This window comes from Aurantivibrio plasticivorans, from assembly GCF_055392955.1.
In genome coordinates, this window is sequence record NZ_AP036020.1 from 3326746 (window position 1) to 3346909 (window position 20164).

Consider the following 20164-nt stretch of genomic DNA (forward strand, 5'->3'; position numbering starts at 1 on the left):
GCACACTAAGCGCTAATTGTTTAGATTTCAAATAATCAATGACAATGCAAGCTATCAGTCTTTTAAATAGCTAAAGAATTATTCAACAACACCAAATAATTAGTCTATGTGCTTAATCAAATTCTGCGAGTAAATCATCAATCATGATAATGCCACATACCCCATGCACCACCCCGACCTCACTGACGTTGGCGTATAGCAGCTGAATATTGCTCGAATTACAACTATCGCTGACATCATAAATACCTTGAACGTACCCGCCCAAACTATCGATAAACTCATCGCTGTTTGCACGCGCCACAAGCCGGTCATAATTTGAATGGTAAAAGTAGACGTCTAATGTCGAGTCGCTGAATGCGACTCCTGGATTAGTTATGTTTGTATAACTACTCAGCTGTAATAGTGCTTTTAGTGCGTTATAAGCGCTGAGGTTACCGATAAAACCGGCTGTGAAATCATTCGTAAGCTGCGTTCCAGTGATGACATCTGCTGTTTCTAAACCCGTGTCTGCGTATTGAAGCAATGGAGGTAAAATTCGCTCTACGGCATAAGCTGTCACCAATTCATCATTAACGTAACGACAATAATCATCCATCAAACAGGTGCCGTTGGCATAGTTAATAACGCCTTTCACTGTCTCATACACATTGTAGGGACCAGCACCGGTATAAAGCCGAGTGGTTTTTAATTCGCCTTGCCGATTATGCAAAATCTCTTGCCACGCAGCCACTGCACTATGGCCACCCTGAGAATAGCCAGCAATCGCGACATTTTTGGCACCAGCACTGGGCGTTATGACATCGTCATAATTGCCCGAATTAATCGCAGATGAAATTAAGTCCACCGCATTAATTCCCGTTCGTTTTGCTTGAAGGTAGGTTTCTGTTTCAGCACTGGTGTTGCCCAAACCATAATTGTCTGGCACAACCACCAAGTATCCACGGCTAGCCAGCACAATTGCCAAGTTATACCAAGGCCCCGACGTACTTTTATCACTTGGTGTAAGGTCAGTGGAATGCGTCAGCAATACAATGTCGTTCTTCGGGGTAAAATTACTCAGGCCACTCGTATCGGGAAATACAATCAACCCGGATAGATCTTGGCTGACATTACCCCGAGGATCAATCGACTCATATAAAACCGTTTGCGTAACGACATCATACTCTGACAACGGATTAAACAAATTTGGCAATTCATCATTCGCAATATCATTCAGCAAACTATTCACCAACGCTTCAACCAGAGGTGATAGATCCGCTTCTTCCACCGCGCCTTCAAGCAATGTAAGCGCCGTAATATTCCCAATGCTGTTTAGCGGTAACGTCTCTTGCTCAACAACATTGATACGTTCGTTTGCGGGTGTCACCGAAGCCGCACTTCTAAACAATAGGCTCAATGTTTGAGATGCAGAATCTTCAAGCGTAATGGTTTGGTTGCTGTCAGCGGTTAAGTCGTCATCGCACGTTAGCAAATGATCAACCAATCGATTCTTAGACGTATCGTCAATATCGCTGGTGCCTCGAATAATCAACCGCGAAGTCGTTAAGCTGCACGGTTCAGAGTAGCTATAGGTCAAACCGCTAGTCGCCAAGTGACTCAAAGCGAAGTGAGGCGCATTCATTGTTGAAACGCTGTTAATAGCTGGCAAGGAGTCGAGCAAAGTGATCCCATCATCTGGCACATCACCTCCACCTCCGCCGCCGCTGCTGCTACTCCCCCCTCCGCCACAGGAAACGATTGAGACTAAGCACACTAACAAGAATAGGTTTTGGTAAACGGGAAATTTCATTTAGCTTCCTTCTACTCATTTATAAGGGCAGGGACTGCACAATATGCTACTACATTGCTGCATTGGCGATCTAAACGGGCGCACAAAAACGAGCAAGCCAACAAGTACAGCGAATAATATCTGCTAACTATGGACCACAATAGTCGCAGCTATTCTCCGTCAACCTCCCCTAACCAACCCGAACCACAGCTGCCGTACAGAAAACAACCTATTTGCAACGTGGAATAGCTCACATTTAACGCATCAGCACCACAACTTGCTGGACAAACGCCATATTTGGGAATATATTCCCAAATATGGCTAATACAACCGAATCACCGATTACATCTGCAACGCTTCGAATCCTAAAGGCGCTGACCCGCATTCTGATAAGGAATGGGATTGCCTACGGGACCCTAGCTGAATTAATCCGCAAGACCTATGTCGACGTGGGCTTTGAATTAATGGAAGAAACAGGCAGAAGAGGCACGGTGTCCGGAGTGTCCGGCATGACGGGGCTTACGCGTAAGGAAACCAAACGACTTCACGAGCTACAAGCGCTGGATACCCAAGCCGCAGACCAGCGATACAACCGTGCAGTGAGGGTAATCAGTGGATGGCTAAACGATCAGGAGTTTTTAGACGACCAGGGTCAACCGAAGTGCTTACCGCTGGATGGACACGCGTCATTCTCGGAACTCGTGAAGCGCTTTAGCGGTGATATACCGGTAGCAGCCATGCAAATTTTGCTGAGCGAAGCAAAGTGTATCAACGAAACAGACCGTGGAATCGAACTTGTCAGCCATGCCTACATCCCCAGTAATGCCCCCGCTGACAAGTTAAATATATTGGGCACTGATGTTGCCGAGCTAATCGACACCATTGATCACAACATCAACTCAACAACTGACCAACTCAGATTTCAACGCAAAGTCTCTAGCCATCGATTAAACCCAGCGATGGTTTCAGATTTTCAGCAACTAAGCAGTGAAAAATCTCAGCAATTACTCGAAGAATTAGATGCATGGCTATCGGAACGCGAAGTGCGCGATTCTGAAGCAGACTGCCATTACGTCGCACTTGGCATCTACTATTCGGAAAAACCCAGCGATCGAAAGGATTAAAGACTATGAAACGATTAATAATTCCATCCGTATTAATTCTCCCATTGATTGGCTGTGGCGGTGGCGGTGGTAGTTCCAGTAACGGCGAAGTCGTTGGCATTGGCGGTACCGGCTCACCCGCTCAAGCAACGGGCTCGATTACCGGCTTTGGCAGTATTTTTGTGAATGGCGTTGAATTCGAAACCGACTCATCCTCGATCACTATTGACGATAACCCTGGCTCGGAATCTGACCTTAAACTCGGCATGGTTGTCACTGTTTCAGGTGAAATTGATGGAACAGGTAACACAGGCACTGCGACCACCGTTGTTTTTGACAATGAAGTTCAAGGCCCCGTTAGTTCAATTGGTGCAGTGCTAACCAATGGTAAACGGGAAATTATTGTGTTGAATACAACCGTTATTCTCGATCCTGTTTCAACCGTCTTCGATGACACCAGTTTTGACACCATTGCTGTCGATGACCTTGTTGAAGTTAGCGGCTTCCGCAATAGCGCCAATCAGTTGGTAGCCAGCCGTATTGAACGAAAATCTGCCTTCCAAACCGATATAAGTGAAGTTGAAATCAAAGGACAGATTAATTCACTCGATACCGTGGCCATGAGTTTTGTTGTTGGAACCTATACCGTTGACTACAGCACTGCATCGGAAGTCGAAGAACCTCTATCCAATGGACTCGGTGTTGAAGTAAAAGGGACATTAAACGGCACAACCATTACCGCAACGCGTGTTCAGCAAGAGGACGATATTTTCGGTGATGAAATAGACAAAGTGAGCATCGAAGGTTTTATCACCAACCTATCGGGTACAACCTTTTCTATTCTTGGCCAGGAAGTTGATGCATCCTCGGCCACATTTAGCCCTGCTTCACTGGTGTTAGCCAACGATCTAAAAGTAGAGGTCGAAGGCCCAATTGAAGGTGGCGTGCTTCGGGCAAGATCGGTTGAAGCGAGAGACAGTGAACTAGAAATCAATGCGACGGTTTCAGCCATCAACGGTCAAACAGTCACATTAAGTTTATTCAACGGTACCGTCGATTTCACAGTCGACAACAGTACCCGAATGGATGATAAAACAGGGGTCGAAGACATATTTACTGTGGATGAAATCACACCAAGCGATTTCCTGGAAGTACGGCTCATCGACAATGGAAGTAGCTACATCGCTACCGAAGTTCGCCGAGATGATTTAGACGATGACGAAGTGCAAGGACCTGTTGATAGTTTTGTTAGCGGAAGTAGTATCACCCTATTCGGTATCACCTATTCAGTGGATGGTAGCACGCAATTCAAAGATGCCAATGAATCTGCCATATCGAGTACAAACTTCTTTTCAACCCTACAAGAAGGGTCAATCATTAAACTTCAAGATGAGTTGACTACCGATGGGACGGCTGACGAAGTAGAGTTTGAGTAACGCCTTAATCGTCAAAAGCGATGACTCTATATAGACCAAGTCACCTCCAGGTGACTTGGTCATCTAAAGCATACTAACCCGGAATAAGCTGCTGAATTTCCGGAATACACGACCCGCAATTGGTTCCACATTTCAAGTTTTCACCCAAGCTTTCGACGCTAGCACAACCCTCTTCTATAGCGCTCTTTATTTGGTTCTCACCCACCTGAAAACATGAGCAAATTATTTTGCCTGGCGCAGAAGCACCGTCGCCGGGAGAACCCGCCAACAACTGATAACGGATATCGGTTTCTACTTCGGTTTCTAATTTTGACTCAAGCCAGGTGCTATCCATTAATTTATCGACTTGAGAGTCCAACACGACGACAACTTTTAGCTGATTACCGATAAAGCCCGCTGCACGGGCAGCAACTCCGCTGGAAAGAGACATGTCGACCCACGATTCAACTTGCGGAAACGCAGCCTTAAAATCTCCAATAGAACAACCGTCAACACCTTTGTTCGCCAAAATATATTTCGTTCCCGAAATTAATGTGACCTTTACCCAATAGTCCACTGCCGGTGTCCAACTCCCGGAAAGATCATTAGCAATGAGACAAAAACCTTCGACGCTGGGTGTAAATGCTTCTAACGATACGGGGCAATGTTTAAATTCAGGCTGCCCACCGACAGGGTCCACATTTGAACTCACTAGCGCACCAACACGACTCGAAGAAGCAAAGGCGCTATTCCAATGAATAGGAGAAAAAATATCACCTTGTCGTTGGTCTGTACTGACTTTTACGCGCCCAAAAAATTCACCGTTATGATTTTTCAAATGCGCAATGCTATTGGCGGTAACATTAAACCGTTTTGCGTCAACAGGATTAATTTGCACATAGGGCTCATCCACGTGAGATAAGAGTCGTGAGGCCTTTCCTGTTCGCGTCATCGTATGCCATTGATCTCTAATTCGCCCAGTATTCATTATCAACTGATCACTGGTGGGCGACTCCGCGGGATAACGCGCCGCTATAGGGATGAACTGCGCCTTTCTGCTGGGCGTAAAAAACTGTCCGTCTCCAAACAGGCGCTGCGTACCCGTAGGTGACGATTGGGTAATAGGCCATTGAGTCGGCTTTAATGTTTCGTATTCTTCTCGCGTTATATTTTCCAATGCTGAGATATCAAACCCACGCTGACCGTCATTTTCAAAGCCTGAAAGCCGAGCATGCTCTCGAAAAATATCGACGGGGTGGTTATAACTAAACCCATCCCTAAAACCGAGATGCTGCGCCATGAGGGAAATAATTTCCCAATCCGGTTTGGCTTCACCCATAGGCTTAAGAAACGATTTTTGAAAAGAAATGCACCGTTCCGAGTTAGTGGCTGTACCCTGCTTTTCCCCCCACCCTTGGGCCGGAAAAAGCACGTCTGCTGTTTTGGTCGTATCACCATTGTCGACACAGTCGCTAACAATGACTAACTCACACTTTTCCAACGCGGTACGCACAAAGTCCGCGCTGGGCATACTCACCACTGGGTTAGTCGCCATTATCCAAATAGCTTTAATCTTTCCATCGTTGACCGCTTGAAACATATCAACCGCTTTCAAGCCTTCCTTTTCGGCCATGTTGGGCGCTTGCCAAAACGCTTCAACCAAACGCACGTGATGAGGAACATCAAAGCTCATATGCGCGGCTAATTGATTCGCCAAGCCTCCGACTTCTCTTCCGCCCATAGCATTCGGCTGGCCCGTAATAGAAAAAGGAGCCGCGCCAGGCTTTCCGATTTTTCCTGTCGCAAGGTGGCAGTTAATAATTGCATTACCTTTGTCACAGCCAGACGTCGATTGATTAATACCTTGAGAAAAAATTGTCACGACCCTATCAGTAGCAACAAAATAGTTATAGACCTGTCGTAAAACGTCTTCATCAACGTCACACGCCTGAGACGCTGATTTAGTGTCTGGCACTTGTAATTTAGCTTGCGCTAAAGCAGCAGCAAATCCATCAGTGTGTTGGTGAACAAATTCATCGTCGATACAGCCGTTATCTGCAATAAAGCTCAACAAGCCATTAAAAAAGAACCCATCACTACCGGGCTTAATAGGCAAATGAATATCAGCAATTTCGCAAGTCGCTGTTCTTCGTGGATCAACAACGACAACAGTCAAATTGGGGTTTTCTTTTTTTGCTTTCGCAATACGCTGAAAAACAATGGGATGGGCGTAGGCTGTATTTGAGCCAACAATTAAAAGGAAATCCGCCAACTCGATATCTTCGTAGCAACCTGGGACCAGATCTCCACCAAACGCACGCTTATGTGCAGCAACGGCTGATGACATACACAGACGGGAATTTGTATCGACATTCGCCGAGCCAATAAACCCCTTCATCAGTTTATTAGCAACATAGTAGTCTTCTGTCAGTAATTGTCCGGAAAGATAAAAAGCAACTGAATCAGGGCCGTACTGCTCAATAATGCTTTTTAGCTTCCCGCTAGAGTAGGCCAGCGCTTGTTCCCAGCTAACGTCTTCTCCATTCACTTTAGGACGCAACAAACGGTTTCCTGCACTCAAGGTTTCGTCCAGCGCAGAGCCCTTCACACACAAGCGTCCATAGTTTGCTGGGTGTGCTTTGTCGCCTTTCACTCGAACATCATTGTCGCCACCCGTCGACACGGTAACACCACAACCAACACCACAGTATGGGCACGTAGTATTTGTGCTACCGCTCTGACTAATTTCAACAGTTTCTATACGTTTCATATCGACTACACAAAGGGTCAACTAAACCAGCGCCAACAGCGCCACAAAATGGGAACTCCAGCTTATAATCCTTAAGCTGCGGATAAAAGGTCACGGACAATGTCTTTCTCGAGAAAAACTTCGCCGAAAATGAGACCCGGCAGAATGGCTTCTACCGACACTTCTCTCTGCATTAAATCAAAATAGAACTGCCCGGAAGCAACATCCCCAAACAACACAATCCCTTTTACACGATTCTCTTCAAGTATTAACTTACGATAAATACCTGCCGCTTCGTCATGCAATAGAAGTGACTGTTGATTCGTAGCTTCTTCTATCTCGCCTGCGGAAAAAAGCTGTATGCCGGAAACCTTCAATTTGGTCGCGACTGGCTGATTCTCAAATGCGAGTGTTGGCTGGCCCGACAGACGACCCGCCAGTACCTTCGCCTGCTCCCATATGGGTGCAACCAAACCAAATGTTTTGCCGCGATGCTCAACATTTTCACCCAACGCACTGATGTTTGGGTCGCTCGTCAACATATAATCATCGACTTGAATCGCCCGGTCGCCAAGAAGACCTGCAGATAACCCCAGCTCTGCGTTGGGCGTTATGCCCGTCGCTATAATGGCGAGTTCCACTGAAAGCTGCTGACCATCTTTCAATTTTGCCCCACTCAAATTTGCAGCGCCGCAAAACTCGACCACTTCGTTTCGTAACGCAAAGCGAATGCCAAGACTCTCCATTTGTCGTTGTAGCAAGCGCGCGGCCGCTTCATCCAATTGACGATTCAACAACCAACCAGAGCGATGCACCAACGTGACCTCTACTCCGCGTTTTGCCAAACCATAGGCAGCCTCTAGGCCTAGCAAGCCACCGCCAACGACCAACGCATGCTTAGTCTGTTGTGCCTGATCAATAATCTGCTCGGTATCCGCAATGCTGCGAAACGAGTAGATACCTTTTAGCTGTTGATTATCTGCCGGAATTTTTGCGGAACGCGAACCCGTGGCAATGACTAATTTGTCATAGCTGAACCGAGTACCGTCTTCACACACAACATGCTGGCAAGTCCGATCAATTTCGGAAACCTGCCCGCAATGAAATAGGATACCGTGCTCATCGAACCAATTGCGGTCTTTAAGAATAATGTCAGACACAATGGAGTCTCGGGCCAAAACGGAGGAAAGCATGATGCGGTTATAGCTGCCCTGGTGCTCGTCACCAATCACAGTGATCTGAAAACGTGACAGGTCGTAGGCCTGCATTTCAGTCAACAAACGGCCAGCCGCCATACCGTTGCCAACGACTACCAAAGACTGCTTTATTTGAGACATTGCCGTATTAACTACATCTAAAATCGGGTGGGGTTAGCAATGCACAAAGCAGGCCATGGCCAAATGGCACTAAAATAGGGAGCCATGGCGCACACAAAAAGCCTAAAATGGCGCAAAAAAGAGTTGCGCCGCACAATAATCAGGCACTAATCCAAGAAAATTTAACTACCGTAGTCGACACTGGAAGATGACCTATTTCTCCCATACCGCGCTGCGACACGAAATACCCAGCCCTAAGCATTGGCGTTTCACATATTAGGGCTCAGCCACTTTCCCCTGATAAAAAGGGCGCAGGAACCGGTCAATAGCCGCTAAGGAAACCCTTTCATTGAGCAAAGGCGCATGCCCACGATTCGGCACTTCTACTGCCGCCAGTGAGGGTTTTCTTCGTTCCATTTCGATGACTGTACTCGCCGCGACAAGGTCAGACTTTGCACCACGTAGCATCAGCAGGGGAACATTCGGTAAGTTATCGAACACCGGCCACATTTCGTAAAATCTTATATCGCCTTCATCTTCGTTTAGCGGCTGGGAAATCGCGGGGTCATAGTCAAAAACAGGGATACCGTACTCATTTTCACGATACAAATTGCGCGCGAAAGCCAGCCACTCATCGTCCGACAAACCGGGGCACTCACGGCCATTAATCAACCTCGCTTGATCAGCGGCCTCCTGCCAATCGTGTACTGGCGGCAATTTGCCAACATAGGATTGAATACGCTTTAGACCAGCGGCTTCGATTTTGGGAGCAAAATCATTTAGAACAATACCCACAAAGAGCTGAGGTTGCCGAGTTACCATTAGCATTGAAACTAGTGCGCCAAGCGACGTCCCAATCAACAGGATGTTTCGTAGCGATAGCTGATCTATCATGCCAAGTACATCCTGCATGTATACAGCCGGTGTGTAATTCTCCGGATTTTTATCGTAATCGGACTGACCTCTGCCACGAAGATCAACGCAGAACAGGCAAAAATATTTCGACAGATGTTCCGCTAACGCATGAAAGTCAGCTGCGTTTCGCGTCAAACCAGGAATACATAGGATTGTTGGTTTTGTTTCGTTTCTTTCACCATAATATCGTGCATGCAGCTTCAAACCATCGCCGCTTGTACACCACACATCCTGCCAACTATGACTGTTTTTATTCGTAGACGACATCTTCAAACTCTTTACGTAATTCACGCTTTAATAGTTTCCCATTCGGGTTGCGAGGTAATTCCCGAACCACTCTTATATCTGTAATACGTTGCTGCTTACCTAATTTATGATTTGCCCAATTCTTCAAGCTTTGCGTATCAATGTTTGGTTTTTTAGCGACGACCAGCGCTACAGGAGTTTCTCCCCAGCGATTACTTTTTGCACCAATCACCGCGACATCATCGACCCATTGATGTTTTTTTAACACCGCTTCAATATCTTGCGGATAAATATTTTGGCCACCGGACAAAATCATGTCTTTCTTTCTGTCTACGATAAATAAGAATCCGTCGCTGTCGAGGTAACCAATATCACCTGATCTAAGCCACTTAACCCCTTGAGTATCGATATACACACTCGCGTTTGTCGCTTCTTGATTGTTGTAATATCCCGCCATCGATATGCGGCCGCGAGAGACCACCTCTCCACTAACCCCTCTATTTTGTGGGGCACCCTCATCATCAATGATGAGTATGTCGGTGCCAACCAACGGTTTGCCGACAGAAGACCAACGACCTTCCGCTTGTTCCGGCTCCAAGGTGGTAATAATGCCCTCAGTCAAACCATAGAGCTCGATAACTCCACAGGGAAATTGTTCAAATAGTGTTTGTTTGAGATCCGCGTGCAGAGGGGAGCCGCAACACATCATTGCTTGCATTGAGCTCACATCATGTTGGTGCGAATGCATCAGCTCCGATACTCGCTGAAACTGCAACGGCACCATGGCAGTATGAGTGACTCCTCGATCTCTTACATCGTCCAGAAACGATTTGGCATCAAATTTTTTATGAATTATTAACGTCCCACCAGCAATTAGCGTGCATAACATTCCGATCCAAGAGATGTTGGAATACAAGCCGATTGTAACCAATGTTTTTGCACCACCGTTGTATCGTAATGCAATACCCAAATCATAAGCCCAGTCTCTACGTGCCTGATGAGTATGGGCAATACCTTTTGGCATACCTGTAGTACCGGAGCTATAAATAATATTCAACAAATTATCATGATCGATACTAACATCTGGTTGCGAATTGGGCTGAGAAGCGCAAAGCTCTTCGACTGTTATCCAATGTCTGGACTGCTCATCACACTCCTTCTCATCACACTCCTTCTCATCAGTCAGTTTTTTATCACAGACGAATAATTCCACCGAGGCGGGCAATTCTTGGCGCAATGCGTCGATGCGAAATAACTGATCACTTGTAACAATAATTGCGGATACATTGGCATCTCGCATCATGTTGACCAACGCTTCCGAGTTAACAGACAGATTAATCGGTACCGATACGGCGCCCGCTGACATTATTCCCAATAGCGCTTGCAACATTGGAATACCATTTGACATCACAACGCCCACTCTGTCGCCACGTTGTATGCCTTTCGCTATGACGCCATTAGCAAACTGGTGCGTTAAATCCATCAGCTCGCGCCATGACAATGAGTCATCTTCACAAATTACAGCAGGTTGATTGTTTCTCCATTTTCCATGCAAAGAAAAAATATCAGGAAGTAATGGTGAGCTGTTTCCAAAAGCAGGGATCATCTTATAAGTTCCGAAATACATACTTGAAGAAAAAATGGGGTGGCAAGGCCACCCCGAGTGGGGTTACACACTACTAGGGAACTAAAATCGATAACCAATAGATAAGGTTACTGTGCGGGGGTCGCCATAAAACCCCGTCACAGTATCTTCTCCGCCCAAACCAGGAGCCACAAGATTACCATTGCTATCAAACGTAGCTGCAAAGTTATATCCAGCGACTCGATATTCCTCGTCAGTTAGATTTTTCCCGTGCAACCCAACAGCCCAGTGTTGATCGGGAGAGGTGAATACGATATTCACGTTCAGCAATGAGTAGCTGTCCTCATCTAATACTGATGGAGTCTCGAAGATATGGGTGTCATCACGAAATGCCCAACTCGCTTGCCATTGACTCTGCCAACCTGCCAACTCAAGGGAATAGGTTAAAGCCAAGTTGGAAGACCATTCTGGCGTATTGGACACCACCCAAACATCAGAAACATCGACTACAGCTCCGACATTAGGATCGAACGTTTCAACACTAACAAATTCCGCATCGATGTAGCCGAGTGTCCAGGCAAGGTTTAAATTATCTAAGAGTGAAAGCTGCGCTTCCAATTCAATTCCTTTCATTTCTGACTCACCCGCATTAACGACTTGCGACGCAAAATCAGTAGCACCTACGGCACGCTGCACGGTCACCTGCTGGTCCTGATAGTCATTATAAAATAGCGCAGTGTTTAACCTTAAACGTGACTCCCATAGAGCAGCTTTCCACCCTAATTCAAAGCTGTTAACTGTTTCCGGATCAAACGGGTCGTTAGCATTTGGGTTTACTGACTGATTCGCGCGCATGTCGAACCCACCCGACTTAAAGCCGCTGGTAAAAGACGCATACAGCATAGAGTCATCATTAATATTGAATTGCGCTCCTATATGGGGCGAAAATTCTGACCAGCTCTCATCACCTTGAAAGTCTGATTGAACTGCAATGGGAGTTGCGACATCGTTTGGATATTTAACGCCTGAGTAAACATAGCGATACACATCTGCGACTTTCTCATCTTTCGTATACCTGCCACCAATACTCATCGACCAACGATCAGAAAGATCGTAGCTAGCCTGTGCAAAAGCCGAATAGCTTTCAGTGTCAACACATCCGCCATTTTCAAGCGTAATACCGCCGAGGCCAAGCACAACATCAAATGCTCCACACGCGTCACCTTCAAAATAATACAATCCCGATACAAGCGTTAGATTTTCATCTGCATAGTTAAACTGAAATTCTTGAGTAAATTGCGAGTCATCGTAAACTGCGGGCACATCGAACGAATTCACTGGCGTAGAATCGAAATCAATATCGGTATACGTGTCACCACTGCGAGATGATGTAATCGACTTAAATTCAAAGCTTTCGTTAATTTCCCAAGCGACACGCAACGATACGCCTTTAGTCACCACTTCATTATCGTTAGGCATACTTGTATCGGAATCGTAAACACTACGGTAAGGTAATTGGCCCGTTACCAGACTTTCTGTTAAACGGTAACCACCGCGCGGGTCGGTATCATCATTTGTCCTATCAGCATTGAAACCAACCAATACATTGTCCAACGCTTGCCATTCGATCTTCATATGAGCGGACATAAGATCTTTGCTGTAGTTCTCATCGCCGGTGTTGCGAAATTCACCAAAACCATCTCGTTGAAGCGAAGCTATACCGCCGCCAATAAATAATCGATCTTGAATAATCGGCATAGAACCGGATGCGATTATATCTCGCTGCGAATAGCTACCTGCTCGGCCTGTCACTTCAAACGTTGGCTCATTGCCAATACGACGAGTGTTGTATTTTAATGCACCACCAATTGTATTTTTTCCGTAGAGCGTTCCTTGTGGCCCTCGCAATACCTCAATGGTTTCGACATCCAACACTTCTAAAACTGCACCCTGAGGCCGGGCGATATACACATCATCTATATAAATTCCTACGCCAGGCTCAAAACCCCACAAAGGATCTTGCTGACCGACACCCCGAATATAGGCCGTTAAGGTTGAGTTGGTCGCGCGGCTCGTTTGGAGTGTTGTGTTAGGTAGGTTCTGCTGTAGCTGTGTAATATCTGTGACACCCTGCTTTTCTAACTCAGCTGTATTAAACGCACTCACCGCCACCGGAACATCTTGCAGATTTTCTTCTCTTCTCCGCGCCGTAACGACTACTTCATCAATCACAGCTCCGGGTTCAGCGGCGAACACAACTGTCGAAAAACTGAATGAACTTATCGTTGTGACCACTGCTGCGGTACCAACCAAACCAATACGCGTTAATTTATTATTCATAATTGTGACCTTCTATGTTGAGGCTCATCGTTATTAATTTATATATATCTAGCTTCAAATCATATTCTTCGACGCGACTGCGCAAACTGACCTCACGAAACCTGGAGCCCAAGCTCGAAGCACACTGGGAGGTAAAACTCGCCTGACTTCACATCGACATCTCAATATTTCAACACTTGTTGAATTCAGAATCGACAATATTCAACAAGTGTTGAAATGTCAACATTCCCCTTATAACAAATTCGTTAAAGTGGATTTTTTATTAGCTATTAGAGGTCAACAATTTATTTCCCAGCATGCCCAACAGAGCAAATAGGCTCGAAGCCAAAATCGCATAGCTAGAAGATACAGCGGGATTCTCTACACCGCCAAAGAGGTTAAGAACTAAGTGGATGGTCAAACCCATTACAGCTGCAATCGCGACAACCCACAACGGTATACGCCCTTGAAACAGCACACCGAACAATATTGGTACTAATGACGCTGCCGCCAACCCGTAAACACCTTTTTGCGCAAAGAGCCCGATTAGAGGCGGCGGATCCCAAGCGACAGCGGCTCCAGCCAAGCCGATTAGTATTAAGGTGATGCGGGACCAAAATAGACCTTTGGTTGCATCTCCGGTGAAAGGCAAGACAATATCTTTTACGACCATTGCCGATAGCGACACCAATATTCCATCAAGAGTACTCATGCCAGCAGCCAATAACGTGATAAAAATTAACGTCAATACATATTGGCCCCACACAGAGTGCGAGAATTCATGTAGCAAATATTCACCTACAACGGCATCCTGCGAGGACACATCAACACCGGCTATACGTGCGTAGAAGCCGACCAACAGCATCAACGTAAAACATGTTCCAACGATTACCGTCGTTCCTATGAAGGTTCCAATATCTTTTTCACTGCGAAGGTATAACACTTTAGTCAGAATGTGTGGCTGCAACATCAGCGCGAAGGTCACGATAAAGCCACTTAAAAACACAGAGAAAAAATCGAAATACAAGTTGCTCTCAGGATTAAATATATCACCATAGCCACTACCGACCGCATCAATCACTTTAGTAAAGCCGCCATCAAAGTATTTAAACCCTGTAGCAAATAGAAACACCGTGACAATTAACATCATGATGCCTTGCAAGGTATTGGTATATGCGTGGGCATAAGTCCCACCCATGATGACGTAAGAAAATACCAACAACAGGATAATAATCAGCGCGGCCTTTTCTGAAACCGGAAACAAACTCGCCATCAACATGCTGCAGCCCACCAGGATCAACACGACAAAGGCAATAGACAAAAGGTTGATCACTGTAAAAAACACGCTTAGACCCCGGTGCTGATAGCGGTGGAAAATCCATTCAGGAATCGTCGCAGACTTGTTGCTTTCACCGAGCCGTAAAAAACCTTTAGTCAGCAATAGAAACGCACTCAAAATACCGAGGGGGGCCGCAATGCCGTAATGAATGTAAGCCGAAAGACCATGGGTATAAACAAAACCCGGATTGATAACAAAGGTGGAGGTAGACGCGATAGAGGCGGCCAAGGTGATACCGACCAAGATGGGGCTCATATCCTTGTTGCCAATGGAAAACCCCTGGATATCGCGAGTGCGGCGCATACCTATCCACGATAGCCAGAACACCAGCCCCATATAGGCACTCATTAAGCCGTATTTAAATATTTCAGGACCACTCATGATGATGCATTTATCCTTGTTATTAGATGCTTCATATCGATCAAAATACAGTCTATTCAACAAGCGTTGAATTTGCAAGTGTGATATTGTTACGCCCTATCAAGTAGTAACTAAGATATTTAATGGGGACTTTAAGGGCGGGGAATGAATACAGCTAAAAGCGTCAGCAAGCGTGACCGAATTCTAGACGTAGCAGAAGAGCTATTTGCATTACATGGGTTTGACGGCGTGACCATGAGGGATATCGCCAATGGTGCGCAGGTCGATGTAGCCCTAGCCAGCTACCACTTCGGCAAAAAGCGCGATGTGTTTGACGCTGTGTTCATGCGTCGGGCAGATCTGCTCAACAATTCGCGCCGAAAAGTACTCTATGCCAGCAAAGAAAAAGCGGGAAACAAGCCTCAAACTATCGAACAGATTATCGAAGCATTCTTGCTTCCTCTGAAGCTTGCACAGGAAACCGGCGACCCAGGCTGGCGACACTATCTAGCGCTACTCGCTTACATCATGGCATCGCCAGTGTGGAGTAAAGAAATGATGCCGAACATATACGATAAACTAGTTATAGAGTTTATCGATGCACTGCGCGCCGCGCTTCCCGGCGCTAGCGATGAACACATCTACTGGTGCTACCATTACCTATCAGGCGCGCTCACCCTAACCTTGGCTCAAACCGGCCGAATAGACCAACTGTCGAATGGTAAATGTCTCTCCACAGATTTCGACTCAGCCTATGAACACATGGTACCGTTTGTCGCCGCAGGGTTTAGGGCCGTGTGTAAAAATAGCGATTAAACTCGTGCACGACCGCGAAAATTCTCATCACCGCAGTTTAGCCAAACCGGCGTTACGAAGGTGAGCAGCTTTGATAATGAGCGGCTGATACCAAGACCCTAATAGCCGCACTATTTTGTCGAGGATCCAAGCATCTTTACCAATCAGCACTCGGCGGCGATTTCTCTGCACGCCTTTTAAGATAACCTGGGCCGCCTTCTTCGGTTGAGTTCCCTGAATAATTGCGTTTGCGGCCTGGCGCATGTCCGCGACGGAAGCATTTCGCCGCATCAATAATTTCTCGTTCACTTTGGCGCTATGCGCTATATTTGTTGCAATACCGCCGGGGTGCACGCAAGTCACAGATACAGGGACCCCCTCCATTTCTAGCTCCATCCGCAATGCTTCCGTATAACCGCGCACTGCAAATTTAGCAGCGTTGTAGCACCCTTGTTGTGGCATCGACAATAAACCAAATAAACTAGAAATATTGACCACATGTCCATCGCCGGATTTTTTAAGGTATGGTAGAAATGCCTGCGTTCCATAAACCACGCCCCAAAAATTAATACCCATTAGCCATTCAAAGGCGTCCATTTCTAAATCTTCAAGCAATGTCCCATAGGTAACACCAGCATTGTTAAACAATAGGTTAACTTGACCATGCTCAGCATAAACATGGTCTGCCCATTGTTGAACGGCCTCTTGGTTGGCGACGTCTAACTCATACAGTGACACCTTAATGGACGAATCCCCTAGTAGAGCTTGCGTCTCTTGAAGCGATGTCATGTTGATATCACTCAATGCAAGCTGACAACCATGAGTGGCAAGCTCGATCGCTAAAGCTCGGCCGATTCCCGAGCCCGCCCCAGTAATCGCTGCCGTTTTGTCTGAGAAACTTTTCATGATTGACCTTCCAGCGTTATACCCAATTAGTTGCAACTTCCCGATGGCATTGGAAGACAAAACTTCTTTAAGTGCAAGTACATACTTCGGCTTTTGAATACTTACATCTTAAAATTTAGCCTCTTGTGCCTAAAAAAATGGTATTCCAAAAACCCTTCGAGAACACAGACTGTGTGATCACCAAAACGTTTTGAATAAACCATTATTTAACAACATACGTTTATACGATGCCTCCGAATCTCAAAACTAAACCTAAAAGTGAGCAGGCTTCGCAGTCATTGGTAAATCATTGCCTCTACTAGGGACGGTTTCTCCTCTTAATATTCAGCTTGATTGTTATTATTACCCTCTTAAATTTGCCCGCTCATATTATTTTCTGGCTCACGAAAAACTCAGCATGTTTTGAGGTAACGCCGTACTGAGCCAGGCTAAGTGAACCAGCTTCAATGAGCACACCTAAAGCTTTCCAGCGCCATGAGTAAAGAAGCATCATAAGATTTCAATTAAAAATCTAAGCTGGTTAGAATAATGAAAAATAAATCAAACAGACAACTGTTCTAAATAATAGAATTTTTTCTAAAAGGGGTTTCCATGCGAAAACTATTACCTAGCCAACTGCTACCCAGCCAACTATACAATCAAACTCGCCGCCAATTTTTAAAACGAAGCGGCCTGCTGGCTAGCGCAGGTGCAGTGGGAGCCAATGGTCTTTGGCTGCCATCTCAAGCGTATGCCAGCACACCGTCGGCAGTAGTAGAGACCGATAAAGGAAAAGTGAAAGGTTATATCGATGAAGGTATCAGCGTTTACAAAGGGATTCCTTATGGCGCCAATACGGGAGGCGCTAACCGCTTTAAACCGCCGCGCCCAGCGGTAGCCTGGAAGGGAGTATTAGAGGCTGTGAAATATGGCCCGATAGCCCCACAATCAATCGATGCCAGCGGTGCTCTCAATGCGGGAGAAAGCGAAGATTGTCTGAAGCTTAATGTATGGACACCTGAACCTAACAGCAACAAAAAGCGTCCGGTGATGTTTTGGTGTCACGGTGGTGGCTTTACGACGCTTAGCAGTTCAACTCCCAATTATGATGGAACGAACCTAGCCATCCGTGGTGATGTTGTGGTGGTCACCATTAACCACCGACTCAATACAATGGGATTCACCCATATGGAAAGCCAAGGCGGTGAAGACTTCGCTGGTGCAGGTGCTGCAGGCATGCTCGATCTAGTCGCAGGCCTTAAATGGGTACAACGCAACATTGAACAATTTGGTGGAGATCCTGAACGTGTGATGATTTTTGGAGAATCAGGCGGTGGCCGAAAAGTCGGAACACTGTTAGCCATGCCTGCGGCCAAAGGATTATTTCATCGAGCCGTTATACAAAGCGGACCTTCTCTGCGACTAGTATCTGAAACCGACGGCGCTGAACTTGCTCAAAAACTAATGAACAAATTGGGTTTAAAGAAAGGCGATATGCGCGCCCTGCAAGCACTTGACCCAGGAAAAATAATTGCTGCATATCAAAGCCTAAGCCAAGAGCCTGGGTTTCAACCGATGCTCAATGGTTTTGCGCCGGTTGTTGATGGCATTACATTACCGGCTAGCTCATTTCATCCAACAGCCTCCACCGCGAACCCAGACGTACCGTTAATTGTTGGTGCAAACCGCACCGAGATGACGTTATTTCTCCGAGGAAATCGAGCTCTATTTAGCCTTGATGATGCAGGCCTAATGAAAAGCGTAGCGGGCCTGGTTGGCGCAAACAAAGCGAAAGACGTTATCGAGGTATATAAAGCCGCACAACCCAAAGCCTCACCATCGGAAGTATTTTTCCTCATTGCGAGCGATCATCGCTACGTCGCGCCTTGCACAACAATTGCCGAAAGACGCTCGGACCTCAAGACGGCACCGGTCTATTCCTACTATTTAACCTGGGCGACCAACACTTTTGGCGGTTCGTTAATGACACCCCATGCTTTAGACATTCCCTTTGTGTTTGACAACACAGAAACCGAACACACCACCGCAGGATTCACGACAGGCACTGAAGAAGAAAGAGCACTCGCCGCTAAAGTCAGCTCCACATGGATAGAATTTGCGCGCAGCGGAAACCCTAATGCCGGGACTCTACCAACATGGAAACCGTTCACGAGAACACAGAGAAACACTATGGTTATTAACAATAACAGTGAAAATGTCATTGATCCCATAGCGTCACGACGAGAAATAATGCAAGACGTTTTAGGGTTGAGCTAACTAGGCAAGATCAAAAAGAAAACACCCTGCACACTATCAAGGCCAGCATTTGCTGGTCTTTTTATCTCCCCTCGAATAGCCCTTTCATTGAAAGCTACCTTACCCGCCAGGCAGATGATTTACACGCCAACCTAAATACATTTTTATCAAGTTTGCGATTATTTTCAGAATTTTTTTGGCGCTCTACTCATTTCTCTACTATATAAATCGTTGTCGTCAATTTTTTGACAGACTACTTTAACAATGAATACATACCATTCGTTGTACTAGGGGTGTTTTATTACTTATCAATGACCAATAGAGGGTGAGAATGGAAAATCAATTCAGTAACCAATCATTAATCGACACATACGAAAACGCACTGCAACCCGTTCGAGACCAGGCGCTCAACTCTGACATTGCTGAACGAATCTTAGACTACTCACTCGACCGTGATACCGTGCACCTTTTTTGGATTTTCTATAATGTGCTGGGTGTGAATATGACCGAGCCAGTTGAAGACTGGATTTGCCGAGCGGGAGAAGCATCAATCGCCAAGGGATATGAAATCCTCGGCAAAGATCTCCTAAAGCACGCACGCCACGAAGCCGGTCATCAAAAGATGATGCAACGCGACTACGCCAATTTAATCGACCTTTGGAATGCCACTCACGACGAAAAAATATCGCTCAGCCATTTCGACGGAAATACGAGACCACGCGTAGTGCGAGAGTATGAAGACATTCACGAAGAAAACATTGTGGGACCAACACCCTATTGCCAAGTTGCTATTCAATATGAAATTGAAAGTCTGGCACCAATTCTTGGGCCTAAATTAATACAATACACACGCGACATTTGCGGAGAGGACGTACTATCAAAACTGTCCTTCATTACCGATCATGTTGAAATAGACATTGCGCATACTGAGTTCAACAAACAAGTGTTGAGTAAATTCCTCAAGGACTTCCCCGAAACTATCGAGCCGCTTATAGAAGTAGGCACAGAGTCATCAACCATTTACATGCGCTTCTTTGACTATTGCATGCAGCAAGCTAAAGACCTGAAAACTTCATTAATGAAAGAGCCTGAACCAGCTTAGCTATTAACTAG

13 protein-coding genes are annotated in these 20164 nt (G+C 46.0%); 5 read left to right on the forward strand and 8 right to left on the reverse strand.

Annotated elements, in window-relative coordinates:
• Window positions 1–112 precede the first annotated feature (112 nt).
• Complete coding sequence (locus ACZ5NB_RS14920) at window positions 113–1789, reverse strand: alpha/beta hydrolase family protein (RefSeq protein ID WP_460233029.1); 1677 nt, start codon at window positions 1787–1789, stop codon at window positions 113–115.
• 296 nt (window positions 1790–2085) lie between these two features.
• Here ACZ5NB_RS14920 and ACZ5NB_RS14925 point away from each other — a divergent pair, with 296 nt between their 5' ends.
• The gene (locus ACZ5NB_RS14925; RefSeq protein ID WP_460233030.1) at window positions 2086–2892 is read left to right on the forward strand and encodes a DUF6502 family protein; all 807 of its coding nucleotides are present in this window, start codon (window positions 2086–2088) and stop codon (window positions 2890–2892) included.
• Between the two features lie 5 nt (window positions 2893–2897).
• The gene (locus ACZ5NB_RS14930) at window positions 2898–4307 is read left to right on the forward strand and encodes a DUF5666 domain-containing protein (RefSeq protein WP_460233031.1); all 1410 of its coding nucleotides are present in this window, start codon (window positions 2898–2900) and stop codon (window positions 4305–4307) included.
• 73 nt (window positions 4308–4380) lie between these two features.
• Here ACZ5NB_RS14930 and ACZ5NB_RS14935 read toward each other — a convergent pair whose 3' ends face one another.
• The 6 genes from ACZ5NB_RS14935 to ACZ5NB_RS14960 form a co-directional block, all read right to left on the reverse strand.
• A complete protein-coding gene (locus ACZ5NB_RS14935; RefSeq protein ID WP_460233032.1) occupies window positions 4381–7056 on the reverse strand; it encodes a nitrate reductase in 2676 nt (891 codons plus the stop codon).
• Window positions 7057–7127: 71 nt separating this feature from the next.
• On the reverse strand, window positions 7128–8372 hold the full coding sequence (locus ACZ5NB_RS14940) for an NAD(P)/FAD-dependent oxidoreductase (protein ID WP_464107568.1): 1245 nt from the start codon (window positions 8370–8372) through the stop codon (window positions 7128–7130).
• Window positions 8373–8627: 255 nt separating this feature from the next.
• Complete coding sequence (locus ACZ5NB_RS14945; protein WP_460239162.1) at window positions 8628–9533, reverse strand: alpha/beta fold hydrolase; 906 nt, start codon at window positions 9531–9533, stop codon at window positions 8628–8630.
• The gene (locus ACZ5NB_RS14950; protein ID WP_460239161.1) at window positions 9517–11118 is read right to left on the reverse strand and encodes a class I adenylate-forming enzyme family protein; all 1602 of its coding nucleotides are present in this window, start codon (window positions 11116–11118) and stop codon (window positions 9517–9519) included. Before ACZ5NB_RS14950 ends, ACZ5NB_RS14945 begins: the two co-directional genes overlap by 17 nt.
• An 81-nt stretch (window positions 11119–11199) precedes the next feature.
• Window positions 11200–13437, reverse strand: coding sequence for a TonB-dependent receptor (locus ACZ5NB_RS14955; protein ID WP_460239160.1), 2238 nt, complete (start codon window positions 13435–13437; stop codon window positions 11200–11202).
• A 262-nt stretch (window positions 13438–13699) separates the two neighbouring features.
• Entirely contained in the window at window positions 13700–15136 is a 1437-nt protein-coding gene (locus ACZ5NB_RS14960) for a sodium:solute symporter family transporter (protein ID WP_460239159.1), read from the reverse strand.
• A gap of 144 nt (window positions 15137–15280) precedes the next feature.
• Between ACZ5NB_RS14960 and ACZ5NB_RS14965 the strand changes: the two genes are divergently transcribed.
• The gene (locus ACZ5NB_RS14965) at window positions 15281–15931 is read left to right on the forward strand and encodes a TetR/AcrR family transcriptional regulator (RefSeq protein WP_460239158.1); all 651 of its coding nucleotides are present in this window, start codon (window positions 15281–15283) and stop codon (window positions 15929–15931) included.
• A gap of 27 nt (window positions 15932–15958) precedes the next feature.
• Here ACZ5NB_RS14965 and ACZ5NB_RS14970 read toward each other — a convergent pair whose 3' ends face one another.
• On the reverse strand, window positions 15959–16816 hold the full coding sequence (locus ACZ5NB_RS14970; protein ID WP_460239157.1) for an SDR family NAD(P)-dependent oxidoreductase: 858 nt from the start codon (window positions 16814–16816) through the stop codon (window positions 15959–15961).
• Between the two features lie 591 nt (window positions 16817–17407).
• Between ACZ5NB_RS14970 and ACZ5NB_RS14975 the strand changes: the two genes are divergently transcribed.
• A complete protein-coding gene (locus ACZ5NB_RS14975) occupies window positions 17408–19072 on the forward strand; it encodes a carboxylesterase/lipase family protein (protein ID WP_464107569.1) in 1665 nt (554 codons plus the stop codon).
• 310 nt (window positions 19073–19382) lie between these two features.
• Entirely contained in the window at window positions 19383–20153 is a 771-nt protein-coding gene (locus ACZ5NB_RS14980; protein WP_460233041.1) for a hypothetical protein, read from the forward strand.
• Window positions 20154–20164: the final 11 nt, after the last annotated feature.

Coding starts and splice junctions, on each gene's coding strand:
- ACZ5NB_RS14920 (WP_460233029.1), bottom strand. CDS start 1,789: ATGAAATTTCCCGTTTACCAAAACCTATTCTTGTTAGTGTGCTTAGTC.
- ACZ5NB_RS14925 (WP_460233030.1), top strand. CDS start 2,086: ATGGCTAATACAACCGAATCACCGATTACATCTGCAACGCTTCGAATC.
- ACZ5NB_RS14930 (WP_460233031.1), top strand. CDS start 2,898: ATGAAACGATTAATAATTCCATCCGTATTAATTCTCCCATTGATTGGC.
- ACZ5NB_RS14935 (WP_460233032.1), bottom strand. CDS start 7,056: ATGAAACGTATAGAAACTGTTGAAATTAGTCAGAGCGGTAGCACAAAT.
- ACZ5NB_RS14940 (WP_464107568.1), bottom strand. CDS start 8,372: ATGTCTCAAATAAAGCAGTCTTTGGTAGTCGTTGGCAACGGTATGGCG.
- ACZ5NB_RS14945 (WP_460239162.1), bottom strand. CDS start 9,533: ATGTCGTCTACGAATAAAAACAGTCATAGTTGGCAGGATGTGTGGTGT.
- ACZ5NB_RS14950 (WP_460239161.1), bottom strand. CDS start 11,118: ATGATCCCTGCTTTTGGAAACAGCTCACCATTACTTCCTGATATTTTT.
- ACZ5NB_RS14955 (WP_460239160.1), bottom strand. CDS start 13,437: ATGAATAATAAATTAACGCGTATTGGTTTGGTTGGTACCGCAGCAGTG.
- ACZ5NB_RS14960 (WP_460239159.1), bottom strand. CDS start 15,136: ATGAGTGGTCCTGAAATATTTAAATACGGCTTAATGAGTGCCTATATG.
- ACZ5NB_RS14965 (WP_460239158.1), top strand. CDS start 15,281: ATGAATACAGCTAAAAGCGTCAGCAAGCGTGACCGAATTCTAGACGTA.
- ACZ5NB_RS14970 (WP_460239157.1), bottom strand. CDS start 16,816: ATGAAAAGTTTCTCAGACAAAACGGCAGCGATTACTGGGGCGGGCTCG.
- ACZ5NB_RS14975 (WP_464107569.1), top strand. CDS start 17,408: ATGCGAAAACTATTACCTAGCCAACTGCTACCCAGCCAACTATACAAT.
- ACZ5NB_RS14980 (WP_460233041.1), top strand. CDS start 19,383: ATGGAAAATCAATTCAGTAACCAATCATTAATCGACACATACGAAAAC.